General features: G+C 60.0%; 17 protein-coding genes, 1 pseudogene and 1 riboswitch. Of the genes and pseudogenes, 8 read left to right on the top strand and 10 right to left on the bottom strand.

Annotated elements, in window-relative coordinates:
* Positions 1–156: 156 nt before the first annotated feature.
* The 4 genes from AC3WMT_RS26710 to AC3WMT_RS26695 all read right to left on the bottom strand — a co-directional run bounded on the left by AC3WMT_RS26710 (position 157) and on the right by AC3WMT_RS26695 (position 6,790).
* Positions 157–1,521: a DUF1329 domain-containing protein gene (locus AC3WMT_RS26710; protein WP_103306235.1), complete on the bottom strand. Its 1,365-nt coding sequence runs from the start codon at positions 1,519–1,521 to the stop codon at positions 157–159.
* Between the two features lie 27 nt (positions 1,522–1,548).
* Positions 1,549–3,438 (bottom strand): DUF1302 domain-containing protein, encoded by a 1,890-nt coding sequence (locus tag AC3WMT_RS26705; RefSeq protein WP_103306236.1) that lies wholly within the window; start codon positions 3,436–3,438, stop codon positions 1,549–1,551.
* Positions 3,439–3,776: 338 nt separating this feature from the next.
* Complete coding sequence (locus AC3WMT_RS26700) at positions 3,777–5,459, bottom strand: fatty acid--CoA ligase (protein WP_103306237.1); 1,683 nt, start codon at positions 5,457–5,459, stop codon at positions 3,777–3,779.
* A 146-nt stretch (positions 5,460–5,605) separates the two neighbouring features.
* On the bottom strand, positions 5,606–6,790 hold the full coding sequence (locus AC3WMT_RS26695) for an MFS transporter (protein WP_103306238.1): 1,185 nt from the start codon (positions 6,788–6,790) through the stop codon (positions 5,606–5,608).
* An 85-nt stretch (positions 6,791–6,875) separates the two neighbouring features.
* Here AC3WMT_RS26695 and AC3WMT_RS26690 point away from each other — a divergent pair, with 85 nt between their 5' ends.
* A complete protein-coding gene (locus AC3WMT_RS26690) occupies positions 6,876–7,640 on the top strand; it encodes an AraC family transcriptional regulator (RefSeq protein ID WP_103306251.1) in 765 nt (254 codons plus the stop codon).
* A gap of 64 nt (positions 7,641–7,704) precedes the next feature.
* Here the strand turns inward: AC3WMT_RS26690 and AC3WMT_RS26685 are convergent, their stop codons facing one another.
* Entirely contained in the window at positions 7,705–8,334 is a 630-nt protein-coding gene (locus tag AC3WMT_RS26685; protein WP_103306239.1) for a LysE family translocator, read from the bottom strand.
* Between the two features lie 315 nt (positions 8,335–8,649).
* Here AC3WMT_RS26685 and AC3WMT_RS26680 point away from each other — a divergent pair, with 315 nt between their 5' ends.
* The 3 genes from AC3WMT_RS26680 (at position 8,650) to AC3WMT_RS26670 (ending at position 11,494) form a co-directional block, all read left to right on the top strand.
* Positions 8,650–9,615 (top strand): 2-hydroxyacid dehydrogenase, encoded by a 966-nt coding sequence (locus AC3WMT_RS26680; protein ID WP_103306240.1) that lies wholly within the window; start codon positions 8,650–8,652, stop codon positions 9,613–9,615.
* Positions 9,616–9,647: 32 nt separating this feature from the next.
* Complete coding sequence (locus AC3WMT_RS26675; protein ID WP_103306241.1) at positions 9,648–10,646, top strand: methyltransferase; 999 nt, start codon at positions 9,648–9,650, stop codon at positions 10,644–10,646.
* Positions 10,647–10,696: 50 nt separating this feature from the next.
* A riboswitch (yybP-ykoY riboswitch) is annotated at positions 10,697–10,821 on the top strand.
* Positions 10,822–10,909: 88 nt separating this feature from the next.
* On the top strand, positions 10,910–11,494 hold the full coding sequence (locus tag AC3WMT_RS26670) for a TMEM165/GDT1 family protein (RefSeq protein WP_103306242.1): 585 nt from the start codon (positions 10,910–10,912) through the stop codon (positions 11,492–11,494).
* 124 nt (positions 11,495–11,618) lie between these two features.
* On the opposite strand, the gene AC3WMT_RS26665 is transcribed toward AC3WMT_RS26670, so the two are convergent.
* Complete coding sequence (locus tag AC3WMT_RS26665) at positions 11,619–12,437, bottom strand: M48 family metallopeptidase (RefSeq protein WP_103306243.1); 819 nt, start codon at positions 12,435–12,437, stop codon at positions 11,619–11,621.
* Between the two features lie 200 nt (positions 12,438–12,637).
* On the opposite strand from AC3WMT_RS26665, the pseudogene AC3WMT_RS26660 reads away from it, so the two are divergent.
* Both AC3WMT_RS26660 and AC3WMT_RS26655 read left to right on the top strand, forming a co-directional pair.
* Positions 12,638–13,984 (top strand): annotated as a pseudogene (locus AC3WMT_RS26660) (methyl-accepting chemotaxis protein); the annotation flags it as partial.
* Positions 13,985–13,996: 12 nt separating this feature from the next.
* Positions 13,997–14,839, top strand: coding sequence for a methyl-accepting chemotaxis protein (locus tag AC3WMT_RS26655; protein ID WP_492578019.1), 843 nt, complete (start codon positions 13,997–13,999; stop codon positions 14,837–14,839).
* A gap of 206 nt (positions 14,840–15,045) precedes the next feature.
* Here the strand turns inward: AC3WMT_RS26655 and AC3WMT_RS26650 are convergent, their stop codons facing one another.
* The 3 genes from AC3WMT_RS26650 to AC3WMT_RS26640 are packed head-to-tail and all read right to left on the bottom strand — an operon-like array spanning position 15,046 to position 16,158.
* Entirely contained in the window at positions 15,046–15,669 is a 624-nt protein-coding gene (locus AC3WMT_RS26650; RefSeq protein WP_103306245.1) for an SOS response-associated peptidase, read from the bottom strand.
* Positions 15,670–15,705: 36 nt separating this feature from the next.
* Positions 15,706–15,966 carry a putative signal transducing protein gene (locus AC3WMT_RS26645; protein ID WP_025109321.1) on the bottom strand — a complete coding sequence of 87 codons (261 nt, stop codon included), beginning with the start codon at positions 15,964–15,966 and terminating at the stop codon, positions 15,706–15,708.
* A gap of 9 nt (positions 15,967–15,975) precedes the next feature.
* On the bottom strand, positions 15,976–16,158 hold the full coding sequence (locus AC3WMT_RS26640; RefSeq protein WP_103306246.1) for a CPXCG motif-containing cysteine-rich protein: 183 nt from the start codon (positions 16,156–16,158) through the stop codon (positions 15,976–15,978).
* Between the two features lie 141 nt (positions 16,159–16,299).
* Here AC3WMT_RS26640 and AC3WMT_RS26635 point away from each other — a divergent pair, with 141 nt between their 5' ends.
* Positions 16,300–17,463 (top strand): 1-acyl-sn-glycerol-3-phosphate acyltransferase, encoded by a 1,164-nt coding sequence (locus AC3WMT_RS26635; protein ID WP_177431448.1) that lies wholly within the window; start codon positions 16,300–16,302, stop codon positions 17,461–17,463.
* Between the two features lie 142 nt (positions 17,464–17,605).
* On the opposite strand, the gene AC3WMT_RS26630 is transcribed toward AC3WMT_RS26635, so the two are convergent.
* Positions 17,606–17,884 (bottom strand): hypothetical protein, encoded by a 279-nt coding sequence (locus AC3WMT_RS26630; protein ID WP_103306248.1) that lies wholly within the window; start codon positions 17,882–17,884, stop codon positions 17,606–17,608.
* Between the two features lie 191 nt (positions 17,885–18,075).
* Between AC3WMT_RS26630 and AC3WMT_RS26625 the strand changes: the two genes are divergently transcribed.
* Complete coding sequence (locus AC3WMT_RS26625; protein ID WP_103306252.1) at positions 18,076–18,282, top strand: hypothetical protein; 207 nt, start codon at positions 18,076–18,078, stop codon at positions 18,280–18,282.
* Positions 18,283–18,402: the final 120 nt, after the last annotated feature.

The following is an 18,402-nucleotide window of genomic DNA, read 5'->3' as shown; positions in this document are numbered from 1 at the left end:
GCTGTTGGCGGCGTTGCAGATGTCCGCAGACTAGCCTTAAACGAACCGGTTATGAAGGTTGCTGCTACAAATGGCTACAAAAAGACTACACGCAAAAAAACGCCCCGAACCAGTCGGGGCGTTTTCACGAGGATGCGGCCTCGCGTTTACAGCGGTTTAGCGAACACCATCCTGACGCAGTGCCGCCGGGGTGAAGTCGCTGGTGGTGGCGGTGAAGCCGAAGTCATACGCCTGCTTCTCTTCGTTCTTCATGCCCAGTGCCAGGTAGCGGCCGGACTGCAGGTCGTAGAGGGTTTCCAGGGCATACCACGGCACTTGCTTGTCGTAGTAGTTCTCGGCATGCGCCTCGGCCACACGCCACAGTTGACCACGACCGTCGTAGTGGTCGATCACCGCAGCTTGCCAGGTGTCTTCGTCGATGTAGAAGTCACGTTTGGCGTAGATGTGGCGCTGACCTTCTTTCAGGGTTGCAACCACGTGCCAGACGCGGCGCAGCTCGTAACGCGCCAGATCCTGATTGATGTGGCCGGCCTTGATGATGTCGGTGTACTTGAGCTTCGGATCGTCGAGCTTGTAGCTGTCGGAGGCGATGTACATCTCTTTCTTGCCTTCGAGCTTCCAGTCGTAGCGATCCGGCGCACCGTTGTACATATCGAGGTTGTCGGAGGTACGCAGACCGTCCGCCGCAGTACCCGGACCGTCATAGGACACTTGTGGCGCCCGGCGCACACGACGCTGACCGGCGTTGTAGACCCACGCCGAACGTGGCTCCTTCACTTGGTCGAGGGTTTCGTGCACCAGCAACACACCACCGGCCAGACGTGCCGGCGCCGTCACTTTCTGCTTGAAGTAGAACAGGATGTTGCCCGGGTTTTTCGGGTCGTAGTCCTTCATCTTGTCGCGGAACACGAACTGGTCCTGGAAGTACACCAGACTGAACGAGCCGTTCGGCTGTGGCGTCGCCTGGGTCACCAGACGGGTCACGCTGCCGCCGCGATAGCGGGTGATGTGGTTCCAGATGACTTCCACACCGCTTTTCGGAATCGGGAACGGTACAGCGGTTTCAAAGTTTTCCAGACCGTTGCCACCGGACACCAGATTGGTGGTGGTGGCGTTTTTCTTGATCGAGGCGAACACTTCATCCGGCACGGTGGCGCCGCGATGCGACGGATACACTGGCATCTTGAAGGTGTCCGGGTAACGCTTGAACATCGCGTACTGGCCCGGCGCAAGCTTGTCCTTGTATTTGTCGGCGTCCTTCGCAGTGATGGTGAACAGCGGTTGCTCACTGGCGTACGGGTTGGACAGGAAACCTTTGCTGTCGACGCTGCCCGCATTCTTCGGCAGCGGCTTCCAGGCCGGGATCGAACCGTCGGCATTGCCGGCCATTTCGGCGCCCATCGGGGTCAGGCTCTTGCCCAGTTTGTCGGCTTCGGCAGCAGGCACTGCGGCCATGACACCGGTCGCCAGCAGCGACAGGCCCAGAACACCGGCGTGGAACAGACTCTTTGTTATTTTCATAAATTCGTTCGTCCTGAAATGCAGTGCTTAGAAGTTCACGCCGAAGCTGAGCGCAACGAAGTCGCGATCATCCACGGTGGTGTACTTGCCGTCGAAGAAGTTGGTGTAGGCCAGGCTCGCGGTGTAGGTGTTCTGGTACTCGGCATCAACGCCGAGGCTGACAGCCTTGCGCCCTTCCTCGAAGTTGCCGCCAGGGCCTGGCGAGTAACCGCTGACGTCGTGGGACCAGGCCACGTTCGGCTTGAGGTTCACACCCGCAAACACGTCGTTGTATTCCCAGATCGCCCGACCGCGGTAGCCCCAGGACATCGACGTGGTGAAACCGTCGTTGTCGCAATTGCGGCTGCGGTTGTTCTGCGGCGAGCCAGGCCCGGCGCCATTGATGGTGCTGGCGTTGAGAATATTGGCGCAGGTATTGACGCCGCCAGTGGCCGGCAACTCACCCGGGCCATATACCGGATCGCGGCCATAACGTTTGTCGGAACGGCTTTCCAGGCCGCCGACGTAGGTCGCGCCGACTTCACCAACAAGGGTCAGACGGCTGGCGCCCATGACCTGATCGAAGAAGTGCGTGAACGTTGTCTGCAGCTGGGTGATTTCCTTGCGCTCGTAACCGTGCAGATCCTGACCCGGCACGCCATTGAGTATCGAAGCGTTGGTCAGTGCGCCGCCGATCGGACGCACACCGGCGAACAGGATATCGGTGGAGTTCAGTTGCACCGGTGCGTTCGGACGGTAGCTGATCTCGCCGCTCCACGCCGTACCGGTAGGCAGGGTGGTGGAGAAGCTCAGGCCGTAGAGACGAATGTCTTCAGGATATTCAATGAAGTAATTCGAGTTGCCCGCGACCAGCAGTGGTGCGAGTGCCGCAAAAGGCCCCGGCAGCGCGCGCGCCGTGTTGTAGACCGATTGTGGCGCACCGGTGGCGCTGAAGATCGGCGCACGGCTGTGGTAGTTCATGAAGTAGGCGCCGAACTCGGTGTCCAGCGGTTCATACATGTACTTGAAGGAGGCGCCCCACTGCCCGCTGTCACGGGCATCGCGATCCGGGCCACGACGTACCAGCACGCCTTCCTCGTTGACGTTGACGCCGTTGGCGCCCAACGGCCCCAAGGCAATGGCCGGGATTTGCGAACGCTTGTTCAGCACGCGCAGGTTGTCGTTGCAACCGTCGGCAACGATGTCCGGCTGCGAGAAGAACGTGCCGCAGTTATCGACAACGGTCTGGTCCCATTCCAGCTGATAGAACGCTTCGGCCGAAAGGTTTTCGGTCAGGCTCTGGGACACGTAGAACATGTTGACCGGAATCAGGCCTTCCTTGATCTCGGCACCTGGACGGCGGAACGCCGACACATCGATCGGGTTGATCGAGTTGATGCCGCCACCGATGAAGGTACTTTCACCCCAGCTCACCACCTGCTTGCCCAGACGCACGGAGCCCGGCTGATCGGCGATCGAGTAGTTGTGGTAGACGAAGGCGTCGAGGATCTGCCCGCCGGACGACTTGGCGCCCTCTTTGCGGCCCGAATCGCTGATGTCCTTGAACTCGCGGCTTTCGTCCTTGAGTTCGAAGTCGTACCAGTATTTGCCACGGACGAACACGCCGGTGTCGCCGTATTTCAATTCAAGGTCATGGATGCCCTTGAAGATCTTCGAAAAGGTTTCGCCGCTCTTGAAGTTGGCGTGGCCGTCGTCGGAAGTCTGCGACAGACCGTGACCACCATTGTTGACGCCGATGAGGTTCTTGTTCGGGCTCTGGGTAGACCAACTGGCGCCGATCGACAGGGATGAATCGAACTGACCTTCGATTTCACCGACGTTGAAACTGACGCCGAATGCGGGCCCGGCGAGCGAAGAAGCAAGACTGACCGCCAGAGGCAGTTTCGCCCGGCGCCAGAACTGGTTTACTGAGGTCATCGACGCTACTCCATGTGCATTATTGTTATGGCAGTGAGTACTTTTAAAAACGTTGTGGATGACCGGGTGCCAGCGGCGACCCGAAATCACTCCAAAGATGCATCGCCCCGATGTGTGCGTGTGCCCCGTTCTTAAAAATCCTTGAGCGGACTATAGCCAGCAGGTGGTACTGCTTGATCCCTCTAAAGTGTGATTTGCAGTCGCCAACCACTCTGGAACAGTCCTTTCGCCAGTCCGACGCATGTCGGCACGGCAAGGATGGCTGAATTTTTCGATTTCACAAGGCAAGCGCTTGCTTGGTGGGTCTGGGGGGGCGGGTTTGGGGCGCCAGCAGACACTCAAAGTGTCGAAAGGAAGGTGCTGTTGTTGGTCTGCCATTCCGTGATGTCGAGGCGGATGCGCTTCTTGTCGAGCTTGCCGACGCTGGTCTTGGGAATTTCGGTAACAAGGGCGATCTGACTTGGAATCGCCCACTTGCTCAAGTGCCCTAACTCCACGAACGGCTTGAGGTGTTCCTTGAGCTCGCGCGCCCCGATTTCATGACCTTCACGAATCACCAGCAGGGCAAACGGACGCTCGCCCCACTGTGGATCGGCGATGCCCACCACTGCTACTTCGCGTACCGCGACATGACGACTGATCAGGTCTTCGAGGTCCAGCGAAGAGATCCACTCGCCGCCGGTCTTGATCACGTCCTTGATGCGGTCGCGGATGTCGATCACGCCCATGCTGTCGAGCGTCGCCACATCACCGGTATGCAGCCAGCCACCGGCCCAGAGTTCGGCGCCCTTCTGCGGTTCGTTGAAATAGCCTTCGGTCAGCCATGGTGCGCGCAGCACCAGTTCGCCCTGGGTTTCGCCATCGGCCGGGAGGAAGTTGCCCTCGGCGTCGACGATTGCTGCCTCCACCAACGGCCCCGGCACACCGGCCTTGATCCGGTAGGTGGTGCGCTCGTCTTCAGTGCCGGCCATCAGCTCATCATTGAGATGCGCACAGGAAACCAGCGGACCGGTCTCGGACATGCCGTACGCAGCGGTGAGCTGAATGCCACGAGCCTTGGCGGTTTCATACAAGGTGCGATTGAGTGCGCTGCCGCCAATGACGATTTTCCAGCCGCCGAAATCGGTGCCCTGCGCGCCTTTGGCATTCAGCAACATTTGCAGGATGGTCGGCACGCAGTGGGAGAACGTGACCTTCTCCTTGCGCCACAGCTCGACCAGAAACTCCGGATCGTAACGCCCCGGATAAACCTGTTTGAGTCCAAGCATGGTCGCCACGTAAGGCAGGCCCCAGGCGTGAACGTGAAACATCGGGGTGATCGGCATGTACACGTCGTTGGTGCCGAGCAGACGCACGCTGTCGATCGAGCCCATGATGGTCGACACGCCCATGGTGTGCAGCACCAGTTGTCGATGGGTGAAATACACGCCTTTCGGGTTGCCGGTGGTGCCTGTGGTGTAGAACGTGGTGGCGACCGAATTTTCGTCGAAATCCTGGAAGTCGTATTGCGGGCTGGCGGCTGCCAGCAGTTGCTCATACTCGCCAACCAGGTTCGGCAGCTCGGCGTTTTTTTCCGGCAGATCGGTCAGCAGCAGGGTTTTCTTCACTGTGGTCAGGTGCGGCGCGATCGCTTGATACAGGCCGACGAACTCGCTGTTGACCAGCACGAAGCGGTCCTCGGCATGGTTCATGGTGTAGAGGATCTGCTCCGGCGAAAGGCGCACGTTGATGGTGTGGATCACCGCGCCGATCATCGGAATGGCAAACATGCATTCCAGGTAACGATGGCTGTCCCAGTCCATCACCGCCACGGTATCACCGGCCTTCACACCGGCCGCCGTGAGCACGTTGGCCAGCCTCGCGACGCGCTCGATCAGGGTCGGATAGCTGTAGCGCAACTGGTCACGGTAGATGATCTCGCGGGTTTTCTCGTAGCGGGCGCCGGACATCAGCAGCCGTTTAATCAGCAATGGATACTGGTAGGCCCCATCGGCCGGGGGAATGACGCGAGTCTGCAACATAAGAATCCCTTTTCTGACTGCACGGTGTTGGCGTAGAGATTTGTACTCTAGAACCCTTATACGCCAGCCAAATCAGCCGAAGGAATGATTTGCACAGCCGTACAAATGCTAGCTTTGCGCCAGCATTTGCCGGAATTCGCCACCGCTCAGGCGGTTTGTCCTGCCGCCTCTTCGGAAGGTGTGCGTGGGAAAACCACTGCGGCCAGAAAGGTCAAAGCACCGAAACCCGCCAGAATCAGATAAAGCCCCACAAAACCCTGGCGCGGTTCGACATAGGAAATCAGCGGAATCGCCGTCGCACTGGCACCGAACGATAAACAGTAACGCAGGGCAAAGACCCGGGATTGCCACTGCGGTGCGACGAAGTTGGCGACCATGGCATCGTTCACCGTGACCTGACCGAACACTACAAACATGAACGCTGCACCGAGAGCGATCACCACCCAGCCGTCGGCATAGGCCAGCGCAAACAGCAGCGGTGCCTGGCACATCGTCAACACAATGAACGGCCATTTCAGACTGATCCGGTGCAACACCCGACCAATGCTCAACTGCGCGACCGCACCAAACGCGTAGGCCAGACTGACCACCACGCCAAGGGTTTGCGGCGAGGCGAACAACTCATGCAAGCGCTCCTGAAACAATTTCGGATAGGTCATGGTGGTGGCGTTGAACACCACGCCACCGGTGGCCGTGGCCAGCGCCAGCACGCCGAACACCATAACCATCGAAATGCGCTGGCCGCCGGCGCCTTTGAGGGCGGTGTGCGGGCGTTGCGGAATCGGCTCCTCACGTACCTGCAAGGCAAAGCCGATACCCAACACAATCGCCACCGCCCCCGGTAACAGAAACGCCGAGCGCCAGCCGAATTGCGCCACCAGCAAACCGGTGATCAGCGCCGAAAACGCCACGCCGAGGTTGCCCCACATACCGTTGATGCCGATTTCCCGGCCTCGGTTCTGCGCGTACGCGACCAACATTGCCGTGCCCACCGGGTGATAGATCGCGGCAAAAATGCCGATCAGGGTCAGGCCGATCACCAGCATGGCCGGGCTGTTACTCAGGCCGGTGAAGATCGCGGAAGTGCCGATGCCGAAGAAAAATACCAGCATCATCTGCCGCCGACTCCAGTGATCGCCCAGCCAACCGGCGGGTAGCGAACAGGCGCCGAAAGCGATGAAGCCGCCGAGCGACAGGCCGATCAGCGCGGCGTAATCAAGGCCGAAGGCCTGGGTCATGCCGAGCACGGCAGCGGGAAATATCAGCATGAACATGTGATCGATCACATGGGCAGCGTTGATGTAGCGGATGACTTGGCTGGATTGATTCATTGCGGCACGCTTTTCGTTGTTGTGATGCGCCTATGCTAAGTTGGCGAAAAAGCGCATTCCTGCCAAACAAGTCATCAAAACCGCCATGTTGATCAGCCACTTCGAACACGGCCCGGTGAGCGCCTATCCCCGGGATTATCTGGACGGCGCGCACCAGCCGCTGCACCTGCATCGCGAGGCACAGTTGCTGTATGCCGTCTGCGGCGTCATGCGCGTGGTCACGGAATCGGGCGCGTGGGTGATTCCGCCCAGCCGCGCGGTGTGGATTCCACCGGAAGTGGCGCACGAGATTTTCATGTCCGGCGATGTGCAGATGCGCTCGCTGTTCATCGCCCCTGAGCTGTCGCCGGCCAGCTTGCATCAGTGTTGCGTATTGGCGATCACGCCGTTGTTGCGCGAGCTGATCCTGCGTGCCGTGCAAGGTCCGCCGCATGCCGACAATCCGCTGATTCAGCAACTGATGCTGGAAGAACTCGCCAGCCTGGAAAACCTGCCGCTGCACATCCCGATGCCCAGCGACCGGCGTCTGCAAAACATTTGTCTGGCGCTGCTGCAAACCCCGGATCATCCCAACACGCTGGAAGACTGGGCGCAGCAGGTCGGCGCCAGTTCGCGCACACTGACGCGGCTGTTTCAGCAACAACTGCAGATGAATTTCAATGCCTGGCGCCAGCAACTGCGCCTGATGGAAGCCATGCCGCGCCTGCTCGCCGGAGACAGCATACAAAGCGTGGCGCGGGACTTGGGTTACGGCAGCGCGCGGGCGTTCAGCGCGATGTTTCGACGCCTGCTCGGGGAGAATCCCCGCGAGTATCTCAATACCCTCAGCAAGCTCAGCGAACTCCTTTAGGAATCACCCCAATACCTTGTGGGAGCGAGCCGGCTCGCTCCCACAGGTTGTTTGCGGTGTTTTCTCAATGCATCTCGGTAAACGCGATTTTCACGCCGAGCGCGATCAGCACCGCGCCCATAGTGCGATCAAACCAGTGGCCCATGCGGGCAAAACCGGCGCGGACCCGTTGCTGGCTGAACAGCATCGCCACCAGGCAGAACCAGAACGCGGTCGCGACCGCCAGATAAACCCCGTAACCCGCCTGAATCGCCAGCGGCGTGTGTGGGTTGATGACCACAGTGAACAGCGACAGGAAGAACAGCGTGGCTTTCGGGTTCAGACCGTTGGTGACGAAACCCGAGGTGAAAGCGCCACGGGCAGTGCGCACACCCGCTTCCTTGTGCAGGTCATCGGTGACGGTTTTTGCCGGCTGAGCGCGCAAGGCCTTGAAACCGATGTACAGCAGGTAAGCCGCGGCGGCCCATTTCAAGGCGTTGAACAGCACGATCGACTGCGACACGATCAGGCCGATGCCCAGCAGCGAATACCCCACGTGTAGGAAAATCGCCGTGCCGACACCCAACGCCGTCCAGGTGCCGGCGCGCCGACCGTGGGTCACGCTCTCGCGCACCACCACGGCAAAGTCCGGGCCGGGGCTGGCGACGGCCAGCAGATGGATCAGTGCAACGGTCAAGAACTCGGTCCAGTACATGGGGGCTCCTACAATTTAGGGATAAACATTGAATCTGCGTCCACCCCCCATTTGTGGCGAGGGAGCTTGTCGAATCGTCGCAACGTCCCGCTCGGCTGCGCAGCAGTCGTAAAACCGGATGTTGCGGTACTTCTGAAAAAACTTGAGCGTCCTGATTGGGACGGCTTCGCCCTCCAGCGGGAGCAAGCTCCCTCGCCACAGAGTCTGCACTCACCTGCAACATATCGGTGGAGTTCGACCAGCACGTAACGATTTGTTTCATCTGGTAGGCTCGGCAGATTACGCCTTCCGTTCAAAGCACAAAAGGTACAGTTGATGACGAACCCGCGCCGCGCCGTATTCCTCGATCACCCTTCGCTGGACCTGGGCGATCTCGACCTCAGCCCGTTGCGCGCCTGCTTCAGCGACCTGCAACTGTTTGCCCAGACCTTGCCGGAACAAGTCACCGAACGCCTGCAAGGTGCAACAGTAGCGATCTCCAACAAGATCCTGATCGACGCCGCCGCCATGGCCGCCAACCCGGATCTAAAGCTGATCCTGATTACCGCCACCGGCACCAACAACGTCGACCTCGCCGCCGCCCGCGCTCAGGGCATCACCGTGTGCAACTGCCAGGGTTACGGCACGCCATCGGTGGCGCAACACACGATCATGTTGCTGCTCAACCTCGCCACCCGCCTGGCCGATTATCAGAAAGCCGTCAGCGAAGGTCGCTGGCAGCAGGCCAAACAGTTCTGCCTGCTCGACTACCCGATTGTCGAACTAGAAGGCAAAACCCTTGGCCTGCTCGGCCATGGCGAACTCGGCGGCGCCGTCGCGCGTCTGGCTGAGGCTTTCGGCATGCGCGTATTGCTCGGGCAGATTCCGGGGCGTCCGGCCCGGCCGGATCGCCTGCCACTGGATGAATTGCTGCCGCAGATCGACGCCCTGACCCTGCACTGCCCGCTCAACGAACACACTCGTCACTTCATCGGCGCCCACCAATTGGCGTTGATGAAACCCGGGGCGTTCGTGGTCAACACCGCCCGCGGTGGACTGATCGACGAACAGGCGCTGGCCGATGCCTTGCGCGCCGGCCATCTCGGCGGCGCTGCCACTGATGTGCTCAGCGTCGAACCACCCACCCAGGGTAATCCGCTGCTGGCCGCCGACATTCCGCGCCTGATTGTCACCCCGCATAACGCCTGGGGCAGCCGCGAAGCCCGGCAGCGCATCGTCGGTCAATTGACTGAAAACGCAGAGGCGTTCTTCAGCGGTAAGGCGCTGCGGGTCGTCAGTTGATAAACTGCGGCACTTTTTTTTGAGGAGCAGTTATGGATCCGCGCAGTGAAGTACTGCTTCGTCAGGCCGAGTTATTCCAGGGTTCGCTGTTGCTGGCCGGTTTGCCTGCCGACGATTTGCTCGGGCGCCTGCCCAATGCGTTTGGCTGGTGCTGGCATGCCGGCGATCAAGCCGCCCTCGAGGCGCGTTTCGAAGGTCGCAGTCATTTTGGCGTGAACATTCCAGAGCGCGAGTTCGACAGCGCCGTGGTGTTTTTGCCCAAGTCCAAGGACCTGACCGATTACATCCTCAACGCGGTGGCAGCGCGTCTGGCTGGGCGCGAAGTGTTTCTGGTCGGCGAAAAACGCAGCGGTATCGAAGGCGCGTCCAAGCAGCTCAACCCGTTCGGTAAGCCACGCAAGCTCGATAGCGCGCGTCACTGCCAACTGTGGCAAGTCACGGTCGCCAATGCGCCTGAAGCGAAATCGCTGGACAGTCTGGCGCAGACTTATGAGCTGCCACTGGCCGAAGGCCCGCTGAAAGTCATCAGCCTGCCGGGCGTGTTCAGCCATGGCCGGCTGGATCGCGGCAGCGCGCTGCTGCTGGAGCATCTGGACAAACTGCCGAGCGGTCATCTGCTCGACTTCGGTTGTGGCGCGGGCGTGTTGGGCGCTGCGGTCAAACGTCGCTACCCGCACAATCAAGTCACGTTGCTTGATGTTGATGCGTTTGCCGCCGCCAGCAGCCGTCTGACATTGGCCGCCAACGGTCTGGAAGCCGAGGTGCTGACCGGTGACGGAATCGACGCCGCGCCGATGGGCTTGAGCGCCATCCTGAGCAACCCGCCGTTCCATGTCGGCGTGCACACCGATTATTTCGCCACCGAGAACTTGCTGCGAAAAGCGGCCAAACATCTGAAAAACGGCGGCGAACTGCGCTTGGTGGCGAACAGCTTCCTGAAGTATCAACCGTTGATCGAAGAGCATCTTGGGATCTGTGCGATCAAGGCCGAGGGCAATGGTTTCCGGATTTACCGCGCCAAACGCGGCTGAAATTTCTTTTCAAAAAGAGGCTTGCTCAATCGGATTTGCCTAGGCAGAATCCGCTCCGTCCTAGGGGAGTAGTCTCCCACGAGCGCCAAGCTCGTCCGGCATACGTCAACATACTTGATCCTCAGATCATGGCGTATGCGACCCAAGCGTCCGCACCAGACGGATCGCAGGGTTTGACAAGACCTATGACACGCACACCTTACCCGGGGCGGGAAGGCTGTACGTGTCATAGCCGTGTCGACCCGCCCCTTAGGAAAATCCTGATGCTGGACTCATTACTCGTTCCCACCGCAATCGTTGCCTTGGCCGAAATCGGCGACAAGACGCAACTGCTCGCGCTGATTCTCGCCGCTCGCTTCCGCAAACCCTGGCCAATCATTGCCGGTATTGTTGCCGCGACCCTGGCCAACCACGCAGCAGCCGGTGCGGTCGGCGCCTGGTTCGGCAGCTTTTTCTCAGACTCTGTTCTGCACTGGATTCTCGCCGCAAGCTTCGCCGCCACTGCGTTGTGGACGCTGGTGCCAGACAAAATGGACGACGATGAAACCAGCACCGCACGCAAGTTCGGGCCTTTCCTGACCACGCTGATTGCGTTCTTCCTGGCCGAAATGGGTGACAAGACACAGGTCGCGACAGTGATGCTCGCCGCGCAATACCCGGAACTCTGGCTGGTGATTATCGGCACCACGGCGGGCATGTTGATTGCCAACGTGCCGGTGGTATTGGCGGGTAATTTTGCGGCGGATAAATTGCCGTTGACCTTGATCCGTCGCCTGGCGGCTTCGGCATTCCTGATTCTGGCGATCGTCGCGGTGTACAAGGCGATGCAGAGCAGTGGCTGGGTTTAACCCTGAGAGAAGGATCGTTCCCACGCTCTGCGTGGGAATGCAGCCGGGGACGCTCTGCATCCCTTTTGGAACGCGGAGCGTCCCTTGAGACATTCCCACGCAGAGCGTGGGAACGATCACCGACTCAGGATTTCGGGGCCTGTTCGTACAGCGGCATAACCTTAGGGATCGCCGCTTGCAACGAGGCAATCCGGCTGGTCGATGCCGGGTGAGTGCTCATGAACTCCGGCGGCGAACCTTCCGACGCCTTGCTCATCTTGTTCCACAGCGTGATCGCCGCGTTCGGGTTGTACCCCGCGCGTGCGGCCAGCTCCAGACCAATCAGGTCGGCTTCGTTTTCGTTGGCACGGCTGTTGGGCAAGGTCATGCCGTAGTTGGCCACGGTGTCGGCCAGCGCCAGACTGTCCTGACCCAGACCGAGCAACGCGCCCGCGCCCTGCTTGGCCATTTCAACGCCATAGGCTTTCGACATCGCTTCACGACCGTGCTCGCGCAAGGCGTGGGCGATTTCATGGCCCATCACCGCAGCGATTTCATCGTCGGTGAGTTTCAGGCTGTCGATCAACCCGGTATAGAAAATGATCTTGCCGCCAGGACCACAGTTGGCGTTGAGTTCATCGCTCTTGATCAGATTGACTTCCCACTGCCACTGCGCCGCATCCGGACGGAAGTTCGGCGCCTGGGCGATCAAACGGTTGGCAATCGCCTGAACCCGCTTGGCCTCTGGGCTGGTCTTGTCCAGCACGCCTTTGCTCGATGCTTCGCCGACGGTCTTCTGATACGACTGGGCATACATCTGGTCGACCTCTTGCGAGGACAGCATGCTGAACATGTACTGCTTGCGCTCCACACCCACGGCGCCGCCGCTGGTGGTGTTGACCGACTGACAACCGGCCAGCAACAGCGCTGCGCTCAGTGCACTTACAACCAATGTCTTGTTCATTCAAAAGCTCCCTGAAAACCTGCGCGTATCCTAGGCGGGTAATTGTATCGACGCCAGATACAACGGACGTATTGCAGCGACTTTCAGAAATTTCCCGCACCCCTGTCGTAAAAAATTCACAGCGCCCGACAAGCCTCTGCCACGGCGTCGCCCACTGATCCATTTGCGACATCCCTGGGCAAATCCCTTCGCCGCGACTCATGGCGCAATGCCTGCTGCCGATACAACAGCGCAGACGTCCTCTTGCGTGCGGAGCTCCCATGAAGTTCAAGTCGATCCAGTTTTCCGTCGCCGCCCTGGCCGGCGCCATCGTTCTCAGCGTGGTCGCCGCGCTGGTGCTGTATGCGCTGTTTTCCGGCGCCCGCACTCAGGACATGGTGCAACAGCGCACCCAGGCCCAGTTCGAGCAAGTCATCGAACAGCGCCTGACCTCGCTGGCACAAACCCAGGTCAGCCAGATCCAGCGCGAACTCGAAGCGCCGCTGCTGATTGCCGGCGGACTCGTACGGGTCAACGCCCTGCTCGGCACGCCGGGCGCCGATGGCCAGCCGCGCTTGAACGTCAGCCGTGAGCAACTGATCAGCCTGATCAAAGAGAACGTCGAGAAGAACCCGAAGATTCTCGGCACCTACATCGGCTGGGAAAAAAACGCCCTCGATCACAACGACGCGGCCTACATCGGCACCAGCGTGGTGGGTATCGATGCGGCCAACGGGCGCTTCCTGCCGTGGTGGTTCCGTAATGACGACGGCACGCTCGGCCTCGATAAACTGGTGGACGTCGACGATCAGAAAGTCCTCTCCACCGGCGTGCGCGCCAGCGAGTACTACCTGTGCTCGAAAGAGAGCAAGAAATCCTGCGTGATCGATCCGGCGCCGTACAAGGTCGGCGACAAAATCGTCATGCTCGCTTCATTCATTGAGCCGATCATGCTCAATGGCGCGTTCCAAGGCATCGTCGGCGCCGACCTGTCGGTGAACTTCATCCAGGAAATGCTTCTGGGCGCCAACCAGAAACTTTATAGCGGCGCCGGGCAGATGGCGCTGGTCGGCGGCAACGGGCGGATCGTTGCCTACACCAAGGACACGAGCAAATTCGGCGAGAAGGTCAGCGACATTCTCGACGCCGAGCAGATTGCCAACATGGCCAATCTCAAGCGCGGCGAAGTCACTTATTCAGTCAACAAGGACAAGGGCCGCATCGAGTTGTACCTGCCGTTCGGCATCAGCCAGACCGACGCACGCTGGACACTGATGCTGCAATTGCCGTTGAACGCGGTGATGGCTGACTTGCAGAAACTTCAGGCCGACCTCGACGCCCAACGCAAATCCGACACCTTCGGCATGGCCATGGTCGGTCTGATCATCGCCGGCGTCGGCCTGTTGGTGATCTGGCTGGTCGGCCACGGCATCGCCCGACCACTGAAGCAAATGGTCGCCATGCTCGATGACATCGCTCAGGGCGAGGGCGATCTGACCCGGCGCTTGAGCAGTGACCGCAGCGATGAACTGGGCTCGATCGCCAAGGGCTTCAACACTTTCCTGAGCAAGTTGCAGGCGATGATCACCCAAGTGGTGACGTCGGTGCAGAGCGTCAGCGATTCGTCGGAACACACGGCCGACATTGCGATTCGCACCAACATCGGCATCCAGAAACAGATGGCCGAGATTGATCAGGTTGCGACGGCGGTGCAGGAAATGACCGCCACCGCGCAGGACGTGGCGCGCAACGCCACCCAGGCCGCGCAAGCCGCCAGCCACGCCGACCAGGCCGCCGGTCAAGGCATGCAGATTGTTCGCGACACGTCGAACTCGATTGGCGTGCTGGCCGTGGAAATCGGCAAGGCTGTGGAAGTGGTGCAGACGCTGGCCAAGGACAGCGAAAACATCAATGCGATTCTGACCGCGATTCGCGGGATCGCCGAGCAGACCAATCTGCTGGCGCTGAACGCGGCGATTGAGGCTGCGCGAGCCGGTGAACAGGGTCGCGGGTTTGCGGTGGTGGCGGATGAAGTGCGCAATCTGGCGCAGAAAACCCAGAAAGCCACCGAAGAAATCCAGTCCATGATCCAGCAACTGCAACAGGGCACGCGCGATGTGGTGCGGGTCATGGAAGACAGCCAGAACCGCACCGACGAAAGCGTGCAGCACGCGGCGAAAGCGGCTGAGGCGCTGGAGACGATTACCCGGGCGGTGTCGGTGATCAACGACATGAACACGCAGATTGCCAGTGCGGCCGAGGAGCAGAGCGCGGTGGCCGATGACATCAATCGCAACGTGATCAATATCGGTCAGGTAGCCAATGAAGTGGCGGGCGGCGCGGATGAGTCGAGTTCGGCGAGTGCTGATTTGACCAAACTGGCGGAGCAGCAGCGGCGGTTGATCAATCAGTTCAAGGTCTGAAAAGCCAAAAGCCCCTCACCCCAGCCCTCTCCCGGAGGGAGAGGGGGCCGACCGAGGTGTCTTGCACGACACATCGACCTGAGAAACTGAGTCGATTATGGATTCAGTACAGACCTTTCAAGTCGGTGTATTTCGTCAATATCCCCCAATCAGTCCCCTCTCCCTCCGGGAGAGGGTTAGGGTGAGGGGCTTTTGATCTACAGGCTTTAACCCGGCGTCAGACACTCCGGCCCATTGAGCTTCGGATCATTGACCATATTCGCCAACACCCGCTCACGCAGCGCGGCAGGTTCACTGGCGAGCAGACCCTGCAAGACATGCAACGGCGTCTCGGGATCGAGCCACGCCGCCTGCCCGGCCTCATCGAGAATCAACGGCCGGCGCTGACTGGCCGCCGCTTGCGTGATCACCGCCGTGCTCAGCCACACCTGTTCCTGCACCGGATACGCTTCCCAGATCGCCGCAAAAAACAGCGAGGAGCCCTCCCCCGGCGTCAGCCAGTACGGGCGTTTGCGCTGGGTGCCACGCCATTCGTAAAAACCGTTGGCCGGCAGCAGGCAACGACGCAGACGCAAGGCTTCACGAAACATCGGTTGCTCGGCCACGGTTTCCGCCCGGGCATGCGCTGGCGTGCGCGACAGATCGGTCAGCCACGGTGGCGTCAGCCCCCAGCGCGCACGGGCCAATGTGCGCTGGCCGTCTTCAGCGGCACGCAGCATCAACACCGAGTCACAGGGGGAAATGTTCCACTGCGCCAGTTGATCGGCAGGAAAACCTGGCAGGGCCGCGAAATCACGGTTCCAGCGAAACAGGGCATAACGTCCACACATGGGGCAACACGACTCAGAAGTAAAACGAACGTCAGCCTAACAGACCAGCGTACCGGGGAAGCTCTCCGGTTCATCGCCGGGCAGCGGCAGCGCGGCATTGTACGCGGTGATCAGCTCGCGGGCGTACTCGGCCTGATCGTTGTCGACCGACAGTCCCAACAGGCCAAAAATTGGCAGTTCACCCGTACCGCCGAGCAGATCGCGCCCCACCAGGTGCGCCTCGATGCCTTCGCTGGCGAGCATGCCCTTGAGCATTTCGCCTTCCATGAGGTTTTCCGGCTCGTAGATTCGCTGCATGGGCGCCCCTCACTCGTTTTCGCTGAAGACTTCCAGAAACCAATCCTCTTCATGTACCTGCAATACGAACGTGATCGGCCGACAACACACCTGACAGTCCTCGATGTAGGTCTGATCGCCAGCGGACAGGTCCACCGTCGTCTCGACCTCTTCACCACAATACGGACATTCATACAGTGCGGTTTCCAGCATCGCGGTCTCCCAAGTGACTTGTGCGTATAATCGCCGGTCTATTTGCAGGGCTATTTTTGTCTGGCTACTTTTTCAGACCGTGCCCCGTGGTGTTTGATCAACACCTTTACTTACCCTAGCCGTTTCCAACAAGAGAGCATGATGGGCGAATTCGATGCCATCCGACCTTACGACGACAGCGAAGTACCTGTGGTACTGGCAAGGCTGCTCGGCGACAAGGCGTTTCTAGATATCCTCACCCACTTCCGCTTCCCGCGTTTTGCCGGTGCCTTCGGCTGGATGCTCAAACCACTTATAGCCCATCGGCTGCGTCGTGAGTTTGCCGACGTCACCTCGGTGGCGAGTTTGCAGGACAAGGTCGAGTCTTACGTCGACCACACCATCGAGCGCGCCACCGACGGCGTGACCTACACCGGTGTCGAGCAATTCAAGTCCGGCAGCGCTTATCTGTTCATCGCCAACCACCGCGACATCGTGATGGACCCAGCCTTCGTCAACTACGCCGTGTACCACGCCGGCCTGCCGACGCCGCGCATCGCGATTGGCGACAACCTGCTGCAAAAGCCGTTTGTCAGCGACCTGATGCGCTTGAACAAAAGTTTTATCGTGCACCGCTCGATCACCGGGCGCCGCGAGAAAATGGCCGCCTATCAATTGCTCTCGGCCTACATCAACCACTCGATCCGCAACGATTGCGCGTCGATCTGGATTGCTCAGGCTGAAGGCCGGGCGAAGGATGGCGACGACCGTACCGAGTCGGCGATCCTCAAGATGTTCCACATGAGCCGCAAGGACGAGCCGTTCGGCGAAGTGATCCAGTCGCTGAACGTCACCCCGGTGTCGATCAGTTACGAATACGACCCGTGCGACCAGGCCAAGGCCCGCGAGCTGTACATCCGCGCCACCACTGGCACTTACGCGAAGGCACCGGGCGAGGACGACGTGAGCATCGCCAAGGGCATCACCGGCTACAAGGGCCGCGTGCACGTGAACTTCGCAGCGCCGATCAAAGAACTGTTCGAAGACACCAAGCAATTGGCAGTCGAAATGGACAAGCAGATTCTCGGCGGCTATCGCCTGTTCCCGGTGCATTACCTGGCGTATGCGCAGTGGGCGGAAGCTGATCCGGCACTGAATGTGCCCAAGGCTGCCGAGGTGTTCCCGGCGGATGAACTGGCCAAGGCGCAGGAAGAATGGCTGAGCCGACTGGATGCCTGCCCTGAGGAGCATCGACCGTATCTGGTGCTGCAATATGCGACGCCGGTGCGTAATCAGTACCGGGTCAAGGCTGGGTTGCCGCTGTAATCAACAGCGCTGCGCACCTGTGGCGAGGGGATTTATCCCCGATGGGGCGAGAAGCGGCCTCAGGTTTCTGCCTGAGAAATCATGGGCCTGCTGCGCAGGCCATCGGGGATAAATCCCCTCACCACAAGGTTTTGCATTCGCTTCAGAAGCGGGTGCTGATCCACGAGATGATCAGGGCCAGGCCGAGGCAGGCAAACCCGAAACGGTAGAAAAACCGGTTCATGCGCAGCGTTGCCCAATCGAGGATCGGCTCGGCGTTCGGTTGCGCCTGACGCTGAGCAGCAATGCTGGCCATCGCGCGCTGTTCACGGCGGCGGGTCGCGTGCAGCAGCCAACTGCCCGGGAACGCCAGTAACAGCGCGAGCAGGTTGATCAATTTGGCGGGATGGGCGGTAAACAGCGTCATCAAATGCAGCGACATCACAGACCTCAAACGTAATCGGTGTGGCGGACGCCAGACCGACGACCGCGGCGGGATTCTACCGAAACCTGCCCCCGACGCCTGCCCTTTACGACAAATAACCCAACAATCGACCGATGGCTGTCCTGTGTCACGGCTTCGTCATGTAGATGCACCACCATGCGCGCCTCGAAACCGACACGGAACGCGACATGCTTCACGCTGAAAACCAGGATCGCCTGTACCTCATCGCCCCTTACGACGAACAGCAAAGCCTCGTCGGCAGCCTCGCCTTCAATGTTCAGGATCGCCATTGGCTGGTGTATTGCGCGCTGGGCGGGCACCAGCATGCGGATTTGCCCGAGACCGATTTGCTGACGGGGGTCAGCGTGCTCGACTTCTATTCTCAGGCCGCCTAAAAGCAAAAGCACCCTCACCCTAGCCCTCCCGAAACGTCGGACCGCCCAGTGGGAGAGGGGACTGACCGAGTTGCTTGGTCGAAATACATCGACCTGAAATATCCAGCCGAACTCAGACTC

This window comes from Pseudomonas sp. FW305-7, assembly GCF_058786735.1.
The sequence above is the reverse complement of the archived record's forward strand: the minus strand, read 5'-3'. Positions and strand labels throughout refer to the sequence as shown.

Bases quoted from the DNA above. Each gene is read 5' to 3' on its own strand.
- AC3WMT_RS26710 (WP_103306235.1), bottom strand. From the start codon at position 1,521: ATGAAAATAACAAAGAGTCTGTTCCACGCCGGTGTTCTGGGCCTGTCG.
- AC3WMT_RS26705 (WP_103306236.1), bottom strand. From the start codon at position 3,438: ATGACCTCAGTAAACCAGTTCTGGCGCCGGGCGAAACTGCCTCTGGCG.
- AC3WMT_RS26700 (WP_103306237.1), bottom strand. From the start codon at position 5,459: ATGTTGCAGACTCGCGTCATTCCCCCGGCCGATGGGGCCTACCAGTAT.
- AC3WMT_RS26695 (WP_103306238.1), bottom strand. From the start codon at position 6,790: ATGAATCAATCCAGCCAAGTCATCCGCTACATCAACGCTGCCCATGTG.
- AC3WMT_RS26690 (WP_103306251.1), top strand. From the start codon at position 6,876: ATGTTGATCAGCCACTTCGAACACGGCCCGGTGAGCGCCTATCCCCGG.
- AC3WMT_RS26685 (WP_103306239.1), bottom strand. From the start codon at position 8,334: ATGTACTGGACCGAGTTCTTGACCGTTGCACTGATCCATCTGCTGGCC.
- AC3WMT_RS26680 (WP_103306240.1), top strand. From the start codon at position 8,650: ATGACGAACCCGCGCCGCGCCGTATTCCTCGATCACCCTTCGCTGGAC.
- AC3WMT_RS26675 (WP_103306241.1), top strand. From the start codon at position 9,648: ATGGATCCGCGCAGTGAAGTACTGCTTCGTCAGGCCGAGTTATTCCAG.
- AC3WMT_RS26670 (WP_103306242.1), top strand. From the start codon at position 10,910: ATGCTGGACTCATTACTCGTTCCCACCGCAATCGTTGCCTTGGCCGAA.
- AC3WMT_RS26665 (WP_103306243.1), bottom strand. From the start codon at position 12,437: ATGAACAAGACATTGGTTGTAAGTGCACTGAGCGCAGCGCTGTTGCTG.
- AC3WMT_RS26655 (WP_492578019.1), top strand. From the start codon at position 13,997: ATGATCACCCAAGTGGTGACGTCGGTGCAGAGCGTCAGCGATTCGTCG.
- AC3WMT_RS26650 (WP_103306245.1), bottom strand. From the start codon at position 15,669: ATGTGTGGACGTTATGCCCTGTTTCGCTGGAACCGTGATTTCGCGGCC.
- AC3WMT_RS26645 (WP_025109321.1), bottom strand. From the start codon at position 15,966: ATGCAGCGAATCTACGAGCCGGAAAACCTCATGGAAGGCGAAATGCTC.
- AC3WMT_RS26640 (WP_103306246.1), bottom strand. From the start codon at position 16,158: ATGCTGGAAACCGCACTGTATGAATGTCCGTATTGTGGTGAAGAGGTC.
- AC3WMT_RS26635 (WP_177431448.1), top strand. From the start codon at position 16,300: ATGGGCGAATTCGATGCCATCCGACCTTACGACGACAGCGAAGTACCT.
- AC3WMT_RS26630 (WP_103306248.1), bottom strand. From the start codon at position 17,884: ATGTCGCTGCATTTGATGACGCTGTTTACCGCCCATCCCGCCAAATTG.
- AC3WMT_RS26625 (WP_103306252.1), top strand. From the start codon at position 18,076: ATGCTTCACGCTGAAAACCAGGATCGCCTGTACCTCATCGCCCCTTAC.